Genomic DNA, 14,920 nt, shown 5'->3' on the forward strand with positions numbered 1-14,920 from the left:
AATCACGCAGCGCGAAAATTTCACGCGGGGACATTTTCATAGGCCTTGATGAAGTCGCCTATCGTAAGTGGAAAGCTTGCATCCGCCGATATAGTAAACGGATCGACGCCAAGATCATCTTCCAGACGTGCTACCAGTATGGCAAACGCGAGCGAGTCGAATCCGGTTTCGTGCAGCGACAGGCTGTCTTCCAAAGGCGGAAGAACGACATGCTGCTCGGTGGCGATCTGCTCGATCGCAGAGAGAATCTTTAACCTTACCGACACGGGCTGCTCCGCATTCTCATAAAATTTTCAAAGTCCATGATAGAGCGAAAAGGTGAACTAACACCCATCGTTGCGCGATCTTTTACGTCCGTTGGTAAACACCATGCCCGCCGTCAAGCCGCGGTTCCGCGAGATACAGGAGAGCGACGTTGATGCGATCGCCGATCTCCTGACGAGGGGCTTCGTGCACCGCAGCCGCGAGTACTGGATGCGTGGCCTGCGCCGGCAGGGCGCGCGGTCGCTGCCGCCGGATGTGCCGCGTTTCGGCTATCTGATGGAGAGCGACGGCAAGCCGGTCGGCTGTTTGCTCCTGATCTATTCGACCAAGACGATCGACGGCACGACCACGATCTGCTGCAACAATTCAAGCTGGTATGTCGATCCCGAGTTCCGCAACTACGCCGCGCTGTTTGCGTCGATGACGCAGAAGCGCAAGGACGTCACCTACTTCAACGTCACGCCGGCGACGGCGACATGGCCGATCCTCGAGGCGCAGGGTTTTCGGATCTATTGCCGCGGTCTCTATTTCTCGTTTCCCATCCTGTCGCGGACCGGACGTGGCATGCGTGTCGAGGCCGTAACACCGGATACAGCCGCTGTCACAGGTCTTCCGGATGACGAGCTATTGCTGCTCAAGCGCCACACCGGCTACGGCTGCCTTGGTCTTGTTTGCCGAACACCGGACGAAGTTCTCCCCTTCGTTTTCTTCCCGTTGCGAAAGCGGCGCGGGATCATTCCGCTGCCCGCGCTTCAACTCGGATTCTGCCGCGAGATTTCCGACTACGCCAGATGCGCAAGCGCGATCGGGCGCTATCTGCTGCGACGTGGCAGCCCTGTCGTGACCATCGACGCCAATGGCCCGATCGGGGGCCTGGCAGGCATCTACAGCGAGGCGCGAGGCCGAAAATATTTCAAGGGCCTGCATCCACCGCGCCTTGGCGATCTTGCCGACACTGAATTGGCGATATTTGGCATGTGAGACGCCGACGCGTCACGGCTCGCGCCGCTTACAGCCTGACGACGCCTTGCAGCAGCCGCGCGTGTTGGTCCACATCGAGCGGCGTGAAGCGGCCGGATTTCGCATCGCGGAAAAACAGCGGATCGGCGACGTTGCGTGGAGCGAAACCTGCACGGATCAAATCCTGCTTCTTCTGTTTGAAGGTTTCGGTGGCCTCCAGCGCCACACTCAATCGGACAAAGACCGGGCAGGCGTAGGCCGGCAGCCTTCGCAAAAGATGATCGCTGAATTCTTCGAAATCGAAACTGGCGTCGGTGACGATCGCGGCCATTCCCGCACGGCCGTCGGCGCCAGGCACTGCAACGCCGTAAGTCGTAGCGTCGATCACCCCCGGACATTCCAGAATGGCTTCGTTCACCTCTGACGTCGCGACATTCTCGCCCTTCCAGCGGAAGGTGTCGCCGAGCCGGTCGACGAAATGGAAGAAGCCACCGTCATCGATCTTCATCAGATCGCCGGTGCGAAACCAGGCGTCGCCTTTGGCGAACACGTCACGCAGGATTTTCTTCTCGGTCTCGGTAGCGTTGGTGTAGCCCTCGAAGCGGCCGCCCGCGCCCTCCGCCGTCCCGATCCGCCCCACCGCCTCGCCCACCTCGCCGATGGCACACGTCATGCAGAGGCCTTCGACGTTACGCAGCGGCGTAAAAGTTTCCGCATCGACCCGGACGATCGCGGCCGGAAAACGATGCGCCAGCAGCGGCGGAATTCGGCCGATCGCGCCGGGTCTGCCCTCGACATTGTAAAGCGAGAAATTGCCCTCGGTCGCCGCGTAGAACTCCAGGATTTGCGGGATCGAAAACCGCGCTTGAAAATTGTCCCAGATGTCGCCGCGCAGGCCGTTGCCGCAGGCCAGCCGCAACCGATGTTGCTTCTCGAATTCAGATGTGGACGCTTTAAGAAGATAGCGGCAGAGTTCGCCGATATACTGGAACAGCGTACAGTCCCAGCGCACCACGTCGCGCCAGAAGTGGCCTGCGGAAAATTTGTCGGAGAGAACGACCGAAGCTCCCGCGGCCAGCATGCTGCACGGCGCGACCACGCCACCGACACTGTGAAACAGCGGCAGGCAATCGAACAGCCGATCCTCGGGCGAGGCATTGGTCAGCCCGGCGAACCAACCGCCCCAGTTCAGAATGCGGCGATGACTGATGCTGGCTGCTTTCGGCAAGCCCGTCGTGCCTGAGGTGTAGATCAACAGCGCACGATCATCGATTCCGACGCCGCGGCGCTCCCTCGCATTCAGCGGGGCCGCATCCAGACCGGCCAACGCGGTCTGAATATTTGGTTGGCTCGCGGTCTCGCCATGCCGCCAGATTTTAGGCGCGCGCTTCAAACGGGGACGGACGTCTTCGAATGCGGCTTCAAGTTCCTGCCCGACAATGACATGACCGGCTTCCGCGACATCGATGCAATGCGCCAGCGACGATCCGACCAATTTGGTGTTGATCAATGCGGCAACAGCGCCGACGCTGGTGAGGCCAAGCCAGGCTGCGAGGTAATCGGGTTCCGCCGGCAAAAGCAGACACACCGTGTCGCCCTTGCCGATACCAGTCGCGAGCGCCCAGCGCGCATAGCGGTGGATCCGCTCGTTCAATTCCCGGTAGCTCAAGGTCGCATGGTCTGACATCAGCGCAGGCCGGTCTGGCTGACGCGCCGCCCAATCTTCGATGAGGTCGGCGAACAGCCGGTTCGGATTGGCTTCGATGCGAGAGGTAAGCTCGATCGCTTTTAGCCAACTCTTGGCCGTGGACGGCTTGACGCGCGGCCGCGATGCGCCCGGTGGCTGCTCACTTGTTGCGTGCTCAACAGCGCCTGCACTCATGGCTGACCACTTCTAGAGCTCCGATTCCGAAGTCCGCAAGCAAGCACAGCAATCCCTGATGCGACCTTCGGAATCAAAGGAGCTCTAGTAATATAGGTTTCTAGTGCGGTTTCGAATCTGAAGTTCCTATAACGCATGTGCTGTCAAACTGATAGGAACTTCAGATTCACCGCACTAGCGTGATCGCTATCTATAACCGGCACGACCTGACCAGGTGTTAACCGGCAGGGTTAAGCCCGCACCGGACTCAAGGCATTCGGATCGCGGCAATGCGAAAACCCGCCCGCAAGATTGCGGACGGGTTTCGTCGGCTTTCCGCTGAGAACGGAGAAAATCGGCCGCCAGATGTCGTGAAGCTATTTGGATCAATAGCCGCCGGTTTATTTAAGCGACGTATTGATGCTCGTGAACTTCGTGTTGAGGGTGGAACCAAGGCCGTTAACGGCAGCGATAATGGCGAGGCTGATGCCGGCGGCGATCAGACCGTATTCGATCGCGGTCGCGCCCGACTGATCGGCCAAAAACTTTGCAACAATCTTCTTCACAGTACCTCCTGTACGCAAGTAACCCGCTACTCGGGTTCTCCGCACAGTGCTGTTAACTGATTAAAATCAAGCGAATGAGCGCAATGAATAATTAATTAAGACGGCTATCGCTGGCCGCATCTTGGAAGCACATGTCTCCTGTCCTGTGAAACGAACTCACACGGCACCAGGATTCACCAACTATCCGGCGCAAACGACCAGTTTTTCCTCAGTGAAAAACTGGAGCGCACCGTAACCTTCCATATCCACGGCGTAACGAAAGTTGCCGTCCGTGGTGGGGAAGATCGCAATGACGACACCGTCTTGATGGTCGTCGGTCGCCTGTTCAACCCGTTCGCCAATCGCAAATTTCGACATCGCATGCTCCTTTTCGGGAATCTTATGCGTGATTCTCCCGCAAACTCGTTAACGGTTCTTAAGCAAAGGAGGCACGACTTTGGTCAAACGAAGAGCACACTTTGACCGGAGCGTGCGTTAAGTCTCTATGGACGCGGATAAATTTTCTCGCGATGATGCCGGTTCCATCCGACCGCCCCCCCGATTCTTACGGGGCGGCCTTTTTATCTTTTCAGAGGCCGCCTTGATCGACAGACGGCGTTTCCTTCATTCGGCCTCGACCTGCCTGGCCTGGTTCGGCATGCAATCGATGGCGTCGGCAACCGACGCCGCCTATCCGTCTCGTCCGGTGCGCTGGATCGTCCCCTATACTGCCGGCGGCGCGACCGACGTGTTGTCCCGCCTGATCTGCCAGCGTTTGTCGGACCGGCTCGGCCAGACATTCATCGTGGAGAACAAGCCGGGCGCCGGCAGCAATATCGGCACCCAGGCCGTGATCAATTCGCCGCCGGATGGATATACACTGCTGCTGACAAGCACAGCCAACGCGATCAACGCCTCGTTCGATCCGACGCTGCCATATGATTTCGAGGCCGGCATCGCGCCGGTCGCGGGCTTGGCGCGTATTCCGCTGGTGCTTGTCGTCAACAACGAACTTCCGGTCCGCAACGTGGCGGATTTCATCGCTTATGCCAAAGCCAACCCGGGCAAGCTCAGCATCGCTTCGTCGGGGATCGGCACCTCGCTGCATCTGTCCGGCGAGTTGTTCAAGACCATGGCGCATATTCAATTCGTCCACGTACCCTATCGCGGTTCGGCGCCGGGCCTCGCGGATGTGATGGCTGGCCAGATTCAGGGCATGTTCGACAACGTCACCTCCTCGTTCGAACTGGTGCGGTCGGGAAAATTGCGTGCGCTTGGCGTCACGACAAGGGAACGTTCCGAAACCCTTCCCGACGTGCCGGCGATCGCAGATACGCTTGTCGGATTTGAAACAAGCTCGTTCTACGGTGTCGGCGCTCCGCGCGGCACGCCAAAGGACGTCATCGATCTGCTGAACAAGGAAATCAACGCGGCGTTTGGCGATCCCCTCATCAAGCAGCGCTTTGCCGAACTCGGCGCCATTCCCATCACCGGCAGCGCGAGCGCCTTCGGCGGCATGCTTGCAACCGAAACCGGGCGATGGCGCAAGGTCGTGGAACTTTCCGGTCAGAAGAAAGAATGACATTAGCCTTCTTTCCCGGATGGTCGGCAGCAGAACTCCGGACTATCTTGATCTTTGTCAACGATGCGAGAGCCTGGCTTGGTATCGGGATTACATGATTAGACACAGAGCCCCATGGGACGCCCGCTCGACCATCTCGAGGTCGGCGCATGTGCTTGAGCGGATTGGCCTCGCGCTGACCGGGGCTTCCTGCGGCCTGTTCGTGGCCGCGCATGTCGGACGGGCCGACATCGAGCTGGTCGGCACGGCGTCAGCCGTTTTTGCCATGATGATCTACGGTGCGGCCGGTTTCTATCTCGGCATCGACCTGCCGCACGCGCCACCTGATCACAATATGCATCTGCCGCTGCGCCGTGGGCTCGGCACCAGGGCGGATGCCGTCGAACTATTGAGCGCGGTCGGCACGTTTCTCGCCGCGATCGCGGCGGTCGTCTCGGTTTCCAGCATCGTGCTGGATGAGAGCGCGCACGCCACTTCCGCGCTTCTGATTTCCCTGGCTTGGGCGGTCGGCGCGACCTTGCAGATTGCCGCGGGCGTCATTGCGCGTCGGAAGGCGGAAGCCTCCAAAAACCTCTGAGCGCGATGGCCGGAACGGACGGAACGCGGTTGACCCGGATCAAATCCTTCCGCCTGCCTTAACGCTAGTCTGGAGAGCAGGCGCTCGACCGAGCCGCCTTGAAACCGGGGCTTCCTCGGGACCGAACTTCCCTGGAGACGTAAGATGCGGGCCTACGAGATCATGACGCCGCGGGTGATCACGGTCGGTGCCGACACGACCATCGTGGAAGCCATCGAGACGATGTTGCGCCATCACATTAGCGGCCTCCCCGTGGTCGACGAAGCGGAGCGGCTCGTTGGCATCATTTCGGAAAGCGACTTCCTCCGTCGGGCCGAGACCGGAACGGAGCGCAAGCACGGCCGATGGCTCTCGCTCCTGATCGGAACCGATCGTGTCGCGGCCGAGTTCGCCCATGACAACGGCCGCAAGGTTGGCGACATCATGACGCCGCATCCGCGCACCGTCTCCGAGGACGCGCGACTCGATCAGGTCGTACAGATCATGGAATCCGGAAACGTCAAACGTGTCCCGGTCATGCGCGGCGACCGGATGGTCGGAATTATCACCCGTTCGGACTTTCTCGATGCCGTCGCAAGCATAGCGCGCCGCATTCCGGAGACGAACGCAGACGATGACCACATCCGCAACGAGGTGACTAACGCCCTGCTGCGAACGCCATGGCAGCCCAGCCGCTTCCATGTCACCGTACGCGACGGTGTCGCAATTCTTCACGGCGTGGTCCGCAACGAAACTGCACACAAGGCCGCCATCGTAACGACAGAGAATGTCCTGGGCGTCAGCCGGGTACTGGACTATCTGCGCATCGCAGACCCCTACCCTCCCGGCGAAGAGGATTACGGCGGCGGCGACTTCGTCTCCTTGCGGCGGCAACCTTCAACCACCGACGACGAGCCACTCTAAGCCAACAAACCAAACCGGAGCGTTCAGATGCGTCATTGCCTGATTGGTCCCGCCGTACTGACTCTCTTTATCGGAAATAGCGCGCTCGGTCAGGACGTCGATAACGGACGGCAGATAGCGGAGCGCTCCTGCGCCACCTGCCACCGGATCGATATGTCTGCCGGCAAAGCCAGCCGCGCCATCACCTTTACGGCCATCGCAGCGAAGCCGGGCATGAGCGACGATATCCTCTCTTCCTTCTTGTTGATGCCGCACGTGACAATGCCCGGCCTGCCAATGAACCAGAACGATGCCCGCGACGTCGCCGCGTTCGTCATGTCGCTGAAGAAGTAAGCTCTGCGCTTTTCAGGTCGGGGCGGGCTTAACAAGGAGTACAGACGGGCCGGCCTTGTCGGATCTCGATAAGCAGGCACGCGCGGCGTGCTCGGAGAGACCTCACAAGCCTGAAGGCAAAAAAACACGCGACAGCGGTCCAGCATGAAGCCGGACCGCCGTTGCGCCATCCCATTGTTGTTGTTCTATCCCGGAACGGTCGACCGGGAAGTTTTAGCTGAGAAAGTTAGCTGCCCGACGGATTGAAATCCGGATCGTGGTCGCCGATGCGCGAACGGTCGAAGCTCTCGTTGTCGAGATAGGTGCCGGTCGACTCGCGCGGCGCCACGAACGCAGGCGACTGAACCTGGTTGTAGGTCGAGCGATAGTGCTTGAGAGCGTGAACGGGCTTCTGCGGGGCGGACTCATCCTGCGCGAAAGCCGGGGTGGCGAGTGCTGCTGTCACGATAGCGACAGCCGTGAGTGCTTTAATGGTCATTAGGGTTTTCCATCTTTACGTGGTGAACCCCTCCTCTGACATTTCCTTACATTCACAACCGATAACAAGCGAAACACGTTCCCGAGCGTTGATTCAAACGCGCGTGAGTCACACTCAATCACGACGCCGTTTTTCGTGATTACCGCCGTGATCGAGAGCGAGCATGTCCGATGATTTGCACGAGATGAAAGAAGCCCGCCGAAGGGCTACGTGGCTATTCGGATTTTAACTAAATCGAAGACGCGCCGATCCGGCTCACGGCGGGTTGCGGATTCCCGCAATCAAAATGTCGATCATGCGCTTGGCGGCTTGGCTGCCATCCGACCCAGAACTCATGTTCGCTACGCCGGCCAGCGCACGCAGCAGGTCGAGCGGATCGAAATCCGAACGAATCTCGCCGCTCGCGGCTGCACGATCGATCAGCTTCGCGATCGCCCGCGTCATCTGCTCCGTGGAAGCCGAATGGAGCTCGGATATACCGCCGACGATCGAATTGAGCGCCTCGTACATTCCGTGCTTGGTCGCCATGTAGTCCACGAACAACTGCAACCATTCGCGCAAGGCCGCTGTCGGCGCATGCGTCTCGGCCAAACGTGCAGCGGCCATCACGAGCTGCTCCGTCTCATGGCGGTAGACCGCTTCGATCAACGCGTCGCGGGTGGGAAAGTGACGGTAGAGAGTACCGGCTCCGACGCCTGCCGTCCGCGCGATCTCGTCGAGGCTCGCTGCTGCGCCTTTTTCAGCGAAGGCGGCCTTTGCGGTTTTCAGCAAGAGGGCGCGGTTGCGCTGTGCGTCGGCCCGCGGCTTGCGAGGGGTAAGGCCCTTGCCGTCATCTACCACGCCAAAAATGCCCCCTTGATAAACGGAGAGTGTCTCCATATTTAAAACGGAGACGCTCTCCTTTTACGTCAAATTGGTTTTGCAGACAATGGTTTGCCGCCAGGGGAGCGTCATGGCCAAAACTGACGGAGTTTGTCATGATGAATAGTTTCGGGGCGACGTCGACCGCCGACAACGTGCTGGCGGGTATCAATCTCGGCGGAAAGCGCGTGCTGGTCACGGGCGTATCGGCAGGGCTCGGTGTGGAGACGGCGCGAGCGTTGGTCACCCATGGCGCCCACGTGGTCGGGGCGGCCCGTGACCTTGCCAAGGCCGAGCGCGCAACAAGCGCGATCCGGGCACAGGCGGCGAACGGCGGCCGCCTGGAACTCGTGCAGCTGGATCTCGCCTCGCTCGCCAGCGTACGGGCCTGCGCCGATGCGCTTAACGCGGACGGGCGGCCATTCGACGCGGTGATTGCCAATGCCGGCGTGATGCGAACGCCCTTCGGGCACACCGCAGAAGGGTTCGAGACCCAGTTCGGCACCAACCATCTCGGCCATTTCATGCTGGTGAATCGCATCGCGGCGCTGATGGCTCCCGGCGGACGGCTGGTGAACGTTGCTTCGTCCGGGCACCGCTATGCCGACGTCGATCTCGACGACCCCAATTTCGAGCGCACGCCGTATGATCCCATGATCGCTTACGGCCGCTCCAAGACCGCCAACATCCTGTTCGCAGTCGAGTTCGATCGGCGGCACACCGCACGCGGCGTGCGGGCGACGGCGGTGCATCCGGGCGGGATCAGGACAGAGCTCGGCCGCCATATGGCGCCTGACGAACTCGACAGGCTGGTCGCCCAGATCAATGCCCAGTTGGCTGCCGACGGCCAGCCCCCCTTCCAGTGGAAGACAGTCCCGCAAGGAGCCGCGACATCGTTCTGGGCCTCGTTCGTCGCCCCGGCGGAAAATGTCGCCGGCCGCTATTGCGAGAATTGCCAGGTGGCGGAGATCGCCGAAGGACCGCTCAGCCCGGTGAGCCCCGGCGTCAGACCCTATGCGCTCGATCCACAGCGCGCCAAGGCGCTCTGGGCCAGGAGCGAAGAGATGGTGGGCGAGCGCTTCTAATTCCACCGGGCAATCAAAGCGAGCATCGACGTCCCAAATGTGGACACCATCGTCGGCCGCGATCGCGATTTTCGGCCGACCTCGCCACCCGCGTGGCCAACCCGCCAAACAAAGCGTTACAATTTGCCGTAAGATACCTAAGATGAAGACACGAAAGACGTGAACCCTTGCGAGGTGATCATGGGCTGGGCCGCTGGCGTCGTCGCGTTGACAGTGGGTGCGTTCGGTCTGATGGCCACCGCCCAGGCCCAGCAAGCTCCGGCGGGTCCTCCTGCGGTCGGCGTGCTCGAAGCGGCCAAGCGTCCGATCACCGAGTCCAATGAATTTCTAGGACGAATAGAGGCGGTCAATCGCGTTGCCGTGGTCGCGCGTGTCACGGCCTTCCTGGACAAGCGGCTTTTCGCCGAAGGCACGGAAATCAAGACCGGCGACCTGCTCTATCGCCTGGAGCGCGGTCCATTCGAGGCCGATCTCAAGTCGAAGCAGGCACAAGTCGCCCAGTTGCAGGCAACCTTGGTCAACGCCAAGCTGACGACCGATCGGGCCCGCACTCTGTTGAGCGGACCTGCGGGCCAGCAGTCCACCTACGATGCCGCGCTTTCCAACCAGCAGAGCCTTGAGGCGCAGATACAGGCCGCGCAGGCGCAGGTCGACCTGTCCCAGATCAATCTCGACTATACCGAGATCCACTCGCCGATCGACGGCCGGATCGGCCGCACCGCCGTTACTGAAGGCAACGTGGTCACGCCGAGTTCCGGCACGCTGACCACGGTCGTCAGCCAGGACCCGATGTATGTCACGTTCCCGGTTTCCGTGCGTGAGGCCTTAGGCTTGCGCGAGCGCTATGCGACGCGTGGCGGCTTCAAGGCGGTCGTCATCCGGATTCGATTGCCGGACGGCCGGCTCTATGACCAGACCGGCCAGCTGAATTTCGTCAACAACACGATCGATCAGGGCACCGACACCATCTTGCTGCGCGGGACCATTCCCAATCCCCAGTTGAACGCGGCTGTCCGTGAACTCACCGACAACGAGTTCGTCAGTGTCCTGCTGGAAGGCGTGCAGCCGGTCGAGGTATTGGCGATCCCGCGCTCTGCCGTGCTGTCGGATCAACAAGGCGATTATGTCTTCGTGCTCGGCGCCGACAACAAGGCCGAGCAGCGGCGGATCAAGCTCGGGCAATCGACCTCCACTGTCGCGGCGGTGACGAGCGGGCTTTCGGCGGGAGACAAAGTCATCGTCGAGGGTCTGCAGCGGGTGCGTCCCAACCAACCCGTCGCTCCGGGTCCGGCCAGCGCGCTGATCCAGTCCAGCATGAGCGGCACGGCGGACGGCGGCAGCGCGTCACGGAGCGGCGTCGGGATCGGCGCGAAGCCATGATTTCCTCTGTTTTCGTCGACCGCCCGCGGCTTGCCATCGTCATCGCCTTCGTGATCACGATCGCGGGCGCCCTCGCGCTCATGCAAATACCGGTCGCGCAGTTTCCCGATATCGTGCCGCCGCAGGTGACGGTCACGGCCGTCTTCCCGGGCGCCTCCGCCGAGGTGGTGGAATCCAGCGTCGCCCAACCGCTCGAGGCGCAGGTCGTCGGCGTCGACAAGATGCTCTACATGAAGTCGACCAGCGGCAACGACGGCAGCTACACGCTGACCGTCTCATTCGCGCTCGGCACCAACCCCGACATCAACACCGTCAACGTCAACAACCGCGTGCAGACCGCGCTGTCGCAGCTGCCGACCGAGGTCCAGGCACAAGGGCTCGTGGTACAGAAGAAATCCTCGGCCGTACTGCAGTTCATCGTGCTGTACAGCAAGAACGGTGAGCAGGACCCGCTGTTCATCACCAACTACGCCGTGATCAACGTGCTCGATGCGATTTCGCGCACGCCCGGCGTCGGCCAGGCGACACTGTTCGCCAAGCTGAACTATTCGATGCGGATTTGGTTCGACACGCAGCGGCTGACCAGCCTCAACCTGGCGCCGTCCGACGTGATCGCGGCGATCCGTGCCCAGAGCGTGCAGGCGCCTGTGGGGCGGATCGGCGCGCGCCCGATCAGCGACGATCAGCAATTCCAGTTCAACGTGCAGACGCAAGGGCGGCTGACGACCTCGGCGCAGTTCGGCGACATCGTGCTGCGCGCCAATCGCGACGGCTCGGTCCTGCGCATCAAGGACGTCGCTCGGGTCGAAATCGGCGCGCAGAATATGGACAGCGAGTCGCGGATCGACGGCCAGGCCGCCGTTCCCTTGGGCATCTACCTTGCGCCCGGCGCCAACGCCGTGACGACGGCAAGAGCGGTGCAGGCCACGCTCGCCAAACTGTCGGAACGTTTTCCGCCGGGGTTGACCTATAGCGTACACTATGATTCCACGACCTTCGTCTCCGACACCATCAGCGAAGTGCTGAAGACACTCGGCGAAGCCTTCGTGCTCGTCGTCATCGTGGTGTTTTTGTTCCTTGGCAACCTGCGGGCCACACTGATCCCGGCGATCGCAGTCCCGGTCAGCCTGATCGGCGCCTTCGCGGTCCTGCTCGCGCTCGGCTATTCCGCCAATACGGTCTCGCTTCTGGCCCTGGTGCTCGCCATCGGCATCGTGGTGGACGACGCCATCGTGGTGGTCGAGAACGTCGAGCGGGTGATGGAGGAAGAGCCGGAGCTCTCGCCCGCCGATGCCACCAAGAAGGCGATGACGCAGATCACCGCGCCGATCATCGCGATCACGCTGGTGCTGCTGTCGGTGTTCGTGCCGATTGCATTCATTCCGGGAATCTCCGGCACTCTGTTCCGTCAATTTGCGGTGACGATCAGCGCAGCGATGGTGATCTCGGCGCTCAATGCCTTGACGCTGTCGCCGGCACTGTGCGCGGTCTTTCTGCGGCACACCGGCCCGCGGCGCGGGATCATGGGACGCGTGCTTGGAGGCATAGACTGGGTTCGCGACGGCTATGCCGGCCTGGTGCGGCGGCTGCTCGGCGTTGCGGCGCTGTCGATCGTCGCGGTGCTGGTGTTCGGCGCCGGCATCGTCGGCGTCTCTTGGCTGACCCCGACGGGATTCCTGCCCGAGGAGGATCAGGGCGCTTTCTTTATCGCGGTGCAGTTGCCTGACGGCGCGTCGGTGGGGCGCACCAGCGAGGTGACCAAGCAGGTCGAAGTACAGCTCAAACAGATGCCGGCGATCAACCACGTGCTCTCGATCATCGGCTTTTCGCTGCTCGATGGCGGCAACGAGCCGAACTCCGCTTTTTTGGTCGCGAGCATGAAGCCGTTTGCGGATCGCAAGGCGGCGGTGGATTCGGTGCAGGCGACGATCCGCCGGACGTTCGGTGCCGGAACACAGATCCGGCAGGCCGCCATCCTGCCGTTCAACCTGCCGCCGATCATCGGGCTTTCGACCTCGGGCGGTTTCGAATATCAGCTCGACGCGCTCGAAGGACAGGACCCGGCGGCGCTCGGCAGCGTGATGAGCGGTCTGATCAACGCGGCCAACCGCGATCCGCGACTGACGCGCGTGTTCTCGACCTTCACCGCGACCAACCCGTCGATCTATCTCGACATCGATCGCGCCAAGGCTCAGGCGCTCGGCCTCAATATGAGCGACGTCTTCACCGCGCTGCAGGCAACGCTCGGCGGAATCTACGTCAACAACTTCAATCTTTTCGGACGCACCTGGCAGGTCAACGTGCAGGGCGAAGCCGCCGACCGCGGCGACATTCCCGACATCTGGCAAATCTATGTGCGCAACAGCGCCGGCCAGATGGTACCGATCCGCTCCATCGCGAGTTTCCGGATCGTGACCGGACCGCAAGTCATCACCCGCTACAACAACTACCGCTCGGTCACCGTGAATGGCGGCCCGGCGGCAAGCATTTCATCGGGGACGGCGATCGCCACGATGGAAGAACTGTCGAAGTCGACGCTGCCGGCGGGCTACTCCTATGAATGGACCGGCACCGCCTATCAGGAGCAGGCCGCAGCCGGCCAGACCGGCACCATTCTCGCGCTGGCGGTACTGTTCGCCTACCTCTTCCTGGTGGCGTTGTACGAGAGCTGGGTCATTCCGGTGCCTGTGCTGTTGTCGGTCGCGGTCGGCGTGCTCGGCTCCTATCTCGCCATCAAGCTCAGCGGACTGAACCTCGACCTCTACGCCCAGATCGGCCTGGTGGTGCTGATCGCGCTCGCCGCCAAGAACGGCATCCTCATCGTCGAGTTCGCAAAGGAACAGCGGGAGGCCGGCCAGTCGATCATCGATGCGGCCGAACTCGGGGCGCGGATGCGCTTCCGCGCCGTGATGATGACCTCGATCGCCTTCATTCTCGGTCTGCTGCCGTTGGTTGTCGCAACCGGTGCCGCCGAGATCAGCCGCCGCGGGGTCGGCACCGCCGTGTTCGGCGGCATGCTCGCGGCAAGCTCGATCGGCATCTTCCTGGTGCCGATGCTTTACGTGGCCTTCCAGCGCTTGCGCGAGAGCGCCAAGAGCCGGTTTGGCAATAATGAAAAGGCGCATCCGCCCGCGGTTAGTTAACGCGCGGGCCGCTGCCAACTTACTGAATTCCCTCTTCAGCCACGGCTTCCTCGGTGGTCACCCATCTGGACCCCATACGCGGGCCGGCGGCGGTGAACCTCTGCGACGCGACCCGCGACAAACAACCGCCATCGCCGCGGCGGCGCGTGCCGCACGCAATAGCCCGACGCCGAACGAGGTCGCCCATGCTGATCGTCAGAATCCTGCTGATTCTTCTTGCGCTCGCTTCGCCCGCGTTCGCGGAGGACGGCTTGATCGATGCGGCCGCCGCGCGCGATGCCGCGCAGGCCTTCCGGGTCTACGTCGAAGGGGTGACGAAAAAGGGCGAGCGGCCTGACCTGACCCGGCCGGAGGTCACAGCGCTGCTCGGCCGCGTCTTCAATCTGGACGGCTTGAACGCGCTGCCGCCCGTGCAGGGGAGCGATATCTATTGGTTGCTCGACTGGATGGAGGCCGCAAACGCCACCAACAAATTGTTCACCCGCTACGGCTCGAAGCCGGGGAGGCAGCCTGATTTGGTAGCGATCCAGCGCAACATGACCGAATACGAGGATCAGTACGCGGCAGCCGTGAATTTCCTGATCCGCGGCCAGGCGCGCGAGGCGGTGTCGATGAGAATGTTCATGGCGGGCCTCGCGCCGGAAGAGCGCACGCGTATCCGCGAGGAGGGGCTTGCCGGCGCTCGCAGAAGCATGGCCGAATTCATCCTGGCTTCGGTCTGCTCGGTGATCGAGAGCGGCAGCAAGCCTGGCAACGCCCGCATGGTGTCGGCCGCCATCCGCGACACGCGCGAGGTCTGGATCGGCTTTTTCTTATCGCAGGATCGGGCCCGCATCATCGAAGTGCTCGGCGGCTATCTCAAGCAGGTGGCGGATGAGACGGCGCGAAGCGATCTCGCTGCCTTCACGGCCGAGCTTCAGGCGGCGAATTGATCTGACGTCTTGCAGA

15 protein-coding genes are annotated in these 14,920 nt (G+C 61.8%); 9 read left to right on the forward strand and 6 right to left on the reverse strand.

Annotation, left to right across the window (positions count from 1 at the left end; genetic code table 11):
* Window positions 1-20: 20 nt before the first annotated feature.
* Complete coding sequence (locus ABSE61_RS29580; RefSeq protein WP_423874709.1) at window positions 21-266, reverse strand: acyl carrier protein; 246 nt, start codon at window positions 264-266, stop codon at window positions 21-23.
* Window positions 267-369: 103 nt separating this feature from the next.
* Here ABSE61_RS29580 and ABSE61_RS29585 point away from each other — a divergent pair, with 103 nt between their 5' ends.
* Window positions 370-1,245 carry an acyl-CoA acyltransferase gene (locus tag ABSE61_RS29585; RefSeq protein WP_423874710.1) on the forward strand — a complete coding sequence of 292 codons (876 nt, stop codon included), beginning with the start codon at window positions 370-372 and terminating at the stop codon, window positions 1,243-1,245.
* Between the two features lie 28 nt (window positions 1,246-1,273).
* Here ABSE61_RS29585 and ABSE61_RS29590 read toward each other — a convergent pair whose 3' ends face one another.
* The 3 genes from ABSE61_RS29590 to ABSE61_RS29600 all read right to left on the reverse strand — a co-directional run bounded on the left by ABSE61_RS29590 (window position 1,274) and on the right by ABSE61_RS29600 (window position 4,008).
* Window positions 1,274-3,106: a long-chain-acyl-CoA synthetase gene (locus ABSE61_RS29590; protein ID WP_423874711.1), complete on the reverse strand. Its 1,833-nt coding sequence runs from the start codon at window positions 3,104-3,106 to the stop codon at window positions 1,274-1,276.
* A gap of 380 nt (window positions 3,107-3,486) precedes the next feature.
* Complete coding sequence (locus tag ABSE61_RS29595; RefSeq protein ID WP_423874712.1) at window positions 3,487-3,651, reverse strand: Flp family type IVb pilin; 165 nt, start codon at window positions 3,649-3,651, stop codon at window positions 3,487-3,489.
* 180 nt (window positions 3,652-3,831) lie between these two features.
* The gene (locus tag ABSE61_RS29600) at window positions 3,832-4,008 is read right to left on the reverse strand and encodes a hypothetical protein (protein ID WP_423874713.1); all 177 of its coding nucleotides are present in this window, start codon (window positions 4,006-4,008) and stop codon (window positions 3,832-3,834) included.
* 223 nt (window positions 4,009-4,231) lie between these two features.
* On the opposite strand from ABSE61_RS29600, the gene ABSE61_RS29605 reads away from it, so the two are divergent.
* The 4 genes from ABSE61_RS29605 to ABSE61_RS29620 all read left to right on the forward strand — a co-directional run bounded on the left by ABSE61_RS29605 (window position 4,232) and on the right by ABSE61_RS29620 (window position 7,025).
* Window positions 4,232-5,212: a Bug family tripartite tricarboxylate transporter substrate binding protein gene (locus ABSE61_RS29605; protein ID WP_423874714.1), complete on the forward strand. Its 981-nt coding sequence runs from the start codon at window positions 4,232-4,234 to the stop codon at window positions 5,210-5,212.
* Between the two features lie 94 nt (window positions 5,213-5,306).
* Window positions 5,307-5,789, forward strand: coding sequence for a hypothetical protein (locus ABSE61_RS29610; protein WP_423874715.1), 483 nt, complete (start codon window positions 5,307-5,309; stop codon window positions 5,787-5,789).
* A 144-nt stretch (window positions 5,790-5,933) separates the two neighbouring features.
* Window positions 5,934-6,692: a CBS domain-containing protein gene (locus ABSE61_RS29615; protein WP_423874716.1), complete on the forward strand. Its 759-nt coding sequence runs from the start codon at window positions 5,934-5,936 to the stop codon at window positions 6,690-6,692.
* Window positions 6,693-6,719: 27 nt separating this feature from the next.
* A complete protein-coding gene (locus ABSE61_RS29620; RefSeq protein WP_423874717.1) occupies window positions 6,720-7,025 on the forward strand; it encodes a c-type cytochrome in 306 nt (101 codons plus the stop codon).
* Window positions 7,026-7,251: 226 nt separating this feature from the next.
* On the opposite strand, the gene ABSE61_RS29625 is transcribed toward ABSE61_RS29620, so the two are convergent.
* Together ABSE61_RS29625 and ABSE61_RS29630 are read right to left on the reverse strand one after the other, a co-directional pair.
* Entirely contained in the window at window positions 7,252-7,503 is a 252-nt protein-coding gene (locus tag ABSE61_RS29625) for a hypothetical protein (RefSeq protein WP_423874718.1), read from the reverse strand.
* Between the two features lie 255 nt (window positions 7,504-7,758).
* Complete coding sequence (locus ABSE61_RS29630; protein WP_423874719.1) at window positions 7,759-8,382, reverse strand: TetR/AcrR family transcriptional regulator; 624 nt, start codon at window positions 8,380-8,382, stop codon at window positions 7,759-7,761.
* A gap of 98 nt (window positions 8,383-8,480) precedes the next feature.
* Between ABSE61_RS29630 and ABSE61_RS29635 the strand changes: the two genes are divergently transcribed.
* The 4 genes from ABSE61_RS29635 to ABSE61_RS29650 all read left to right on the forward strand — a co-directional run bounded on the left by ABSE61_RS29635 (window position 8,481) and on the right by ABSE61_RS29650 (window position 14,904).
* Window positions 8,481-9,449: an SDR family NAD(P)-dependent oxidoreductase gene (locus ABSE61_RS29635; RefSeq protein ID WP_423874720.1), complete on the forward strand. Its 969-nt coding sequence runs from the start codon at window positions 8,481-8,483 to the stop codon at window positions 9,447-9,449.
* A gap of 180 nt (window positions 9,450-9,629) precedes the next feature.
* On the forward strand, window positions 9,630-10,829 hold the full coding sequence (locus ABSE61_RS29640) for an efflux RND transporter periplasmic adaptor subunit (RefSeq protein WP_423874721.1): 1,200 nt from the start codon (window positions 9,630-9,632) through the stop codon (window positions 10,827-10,829).
* On the forward strand, window positions 10,826-13,972 hold the full coding sequence (locus ABSE61_RS29645; RefSeq protein WP_423874722.1) for an efflux RND transporter permease subunit: 3,147 nt from the start codon (window positions 10,826-10,828) through the stop codon (window positions 13,970-13,972). The genes ABSE61_RS29640 and ABSE61_RS29645 overlap by 4 nt, the downstream gene beginning before the upstream one ends.
* A gap of 185 nt (window positions 13,973-14,157) precedes the next feature.
* The gene (locus ABSE61_RS29650) at window positions 14,158-14,904 is read left to right on the forward strand and encodes a hypothetical protein (protein ID WP_423874723.1); all 747 of its coding nucleotides are present in this window, start codon (window positions 14,158-14,160) and stop codon (window positions 14,902-14,904) included.
* The last annotated feature ends 16 nt before the right edge of the window (window positions 14,905-14,920 follow it).

The organism is Bradyrhizobium sp., from assembly GCF_049519115.1.
Taxonomy (GTDB): domain Bacteria; phylum Pseudomonadota; class Alphaproteobacteria; order Rhizobiales; family Xanthobacteraceae; genus Bradyrhizobium.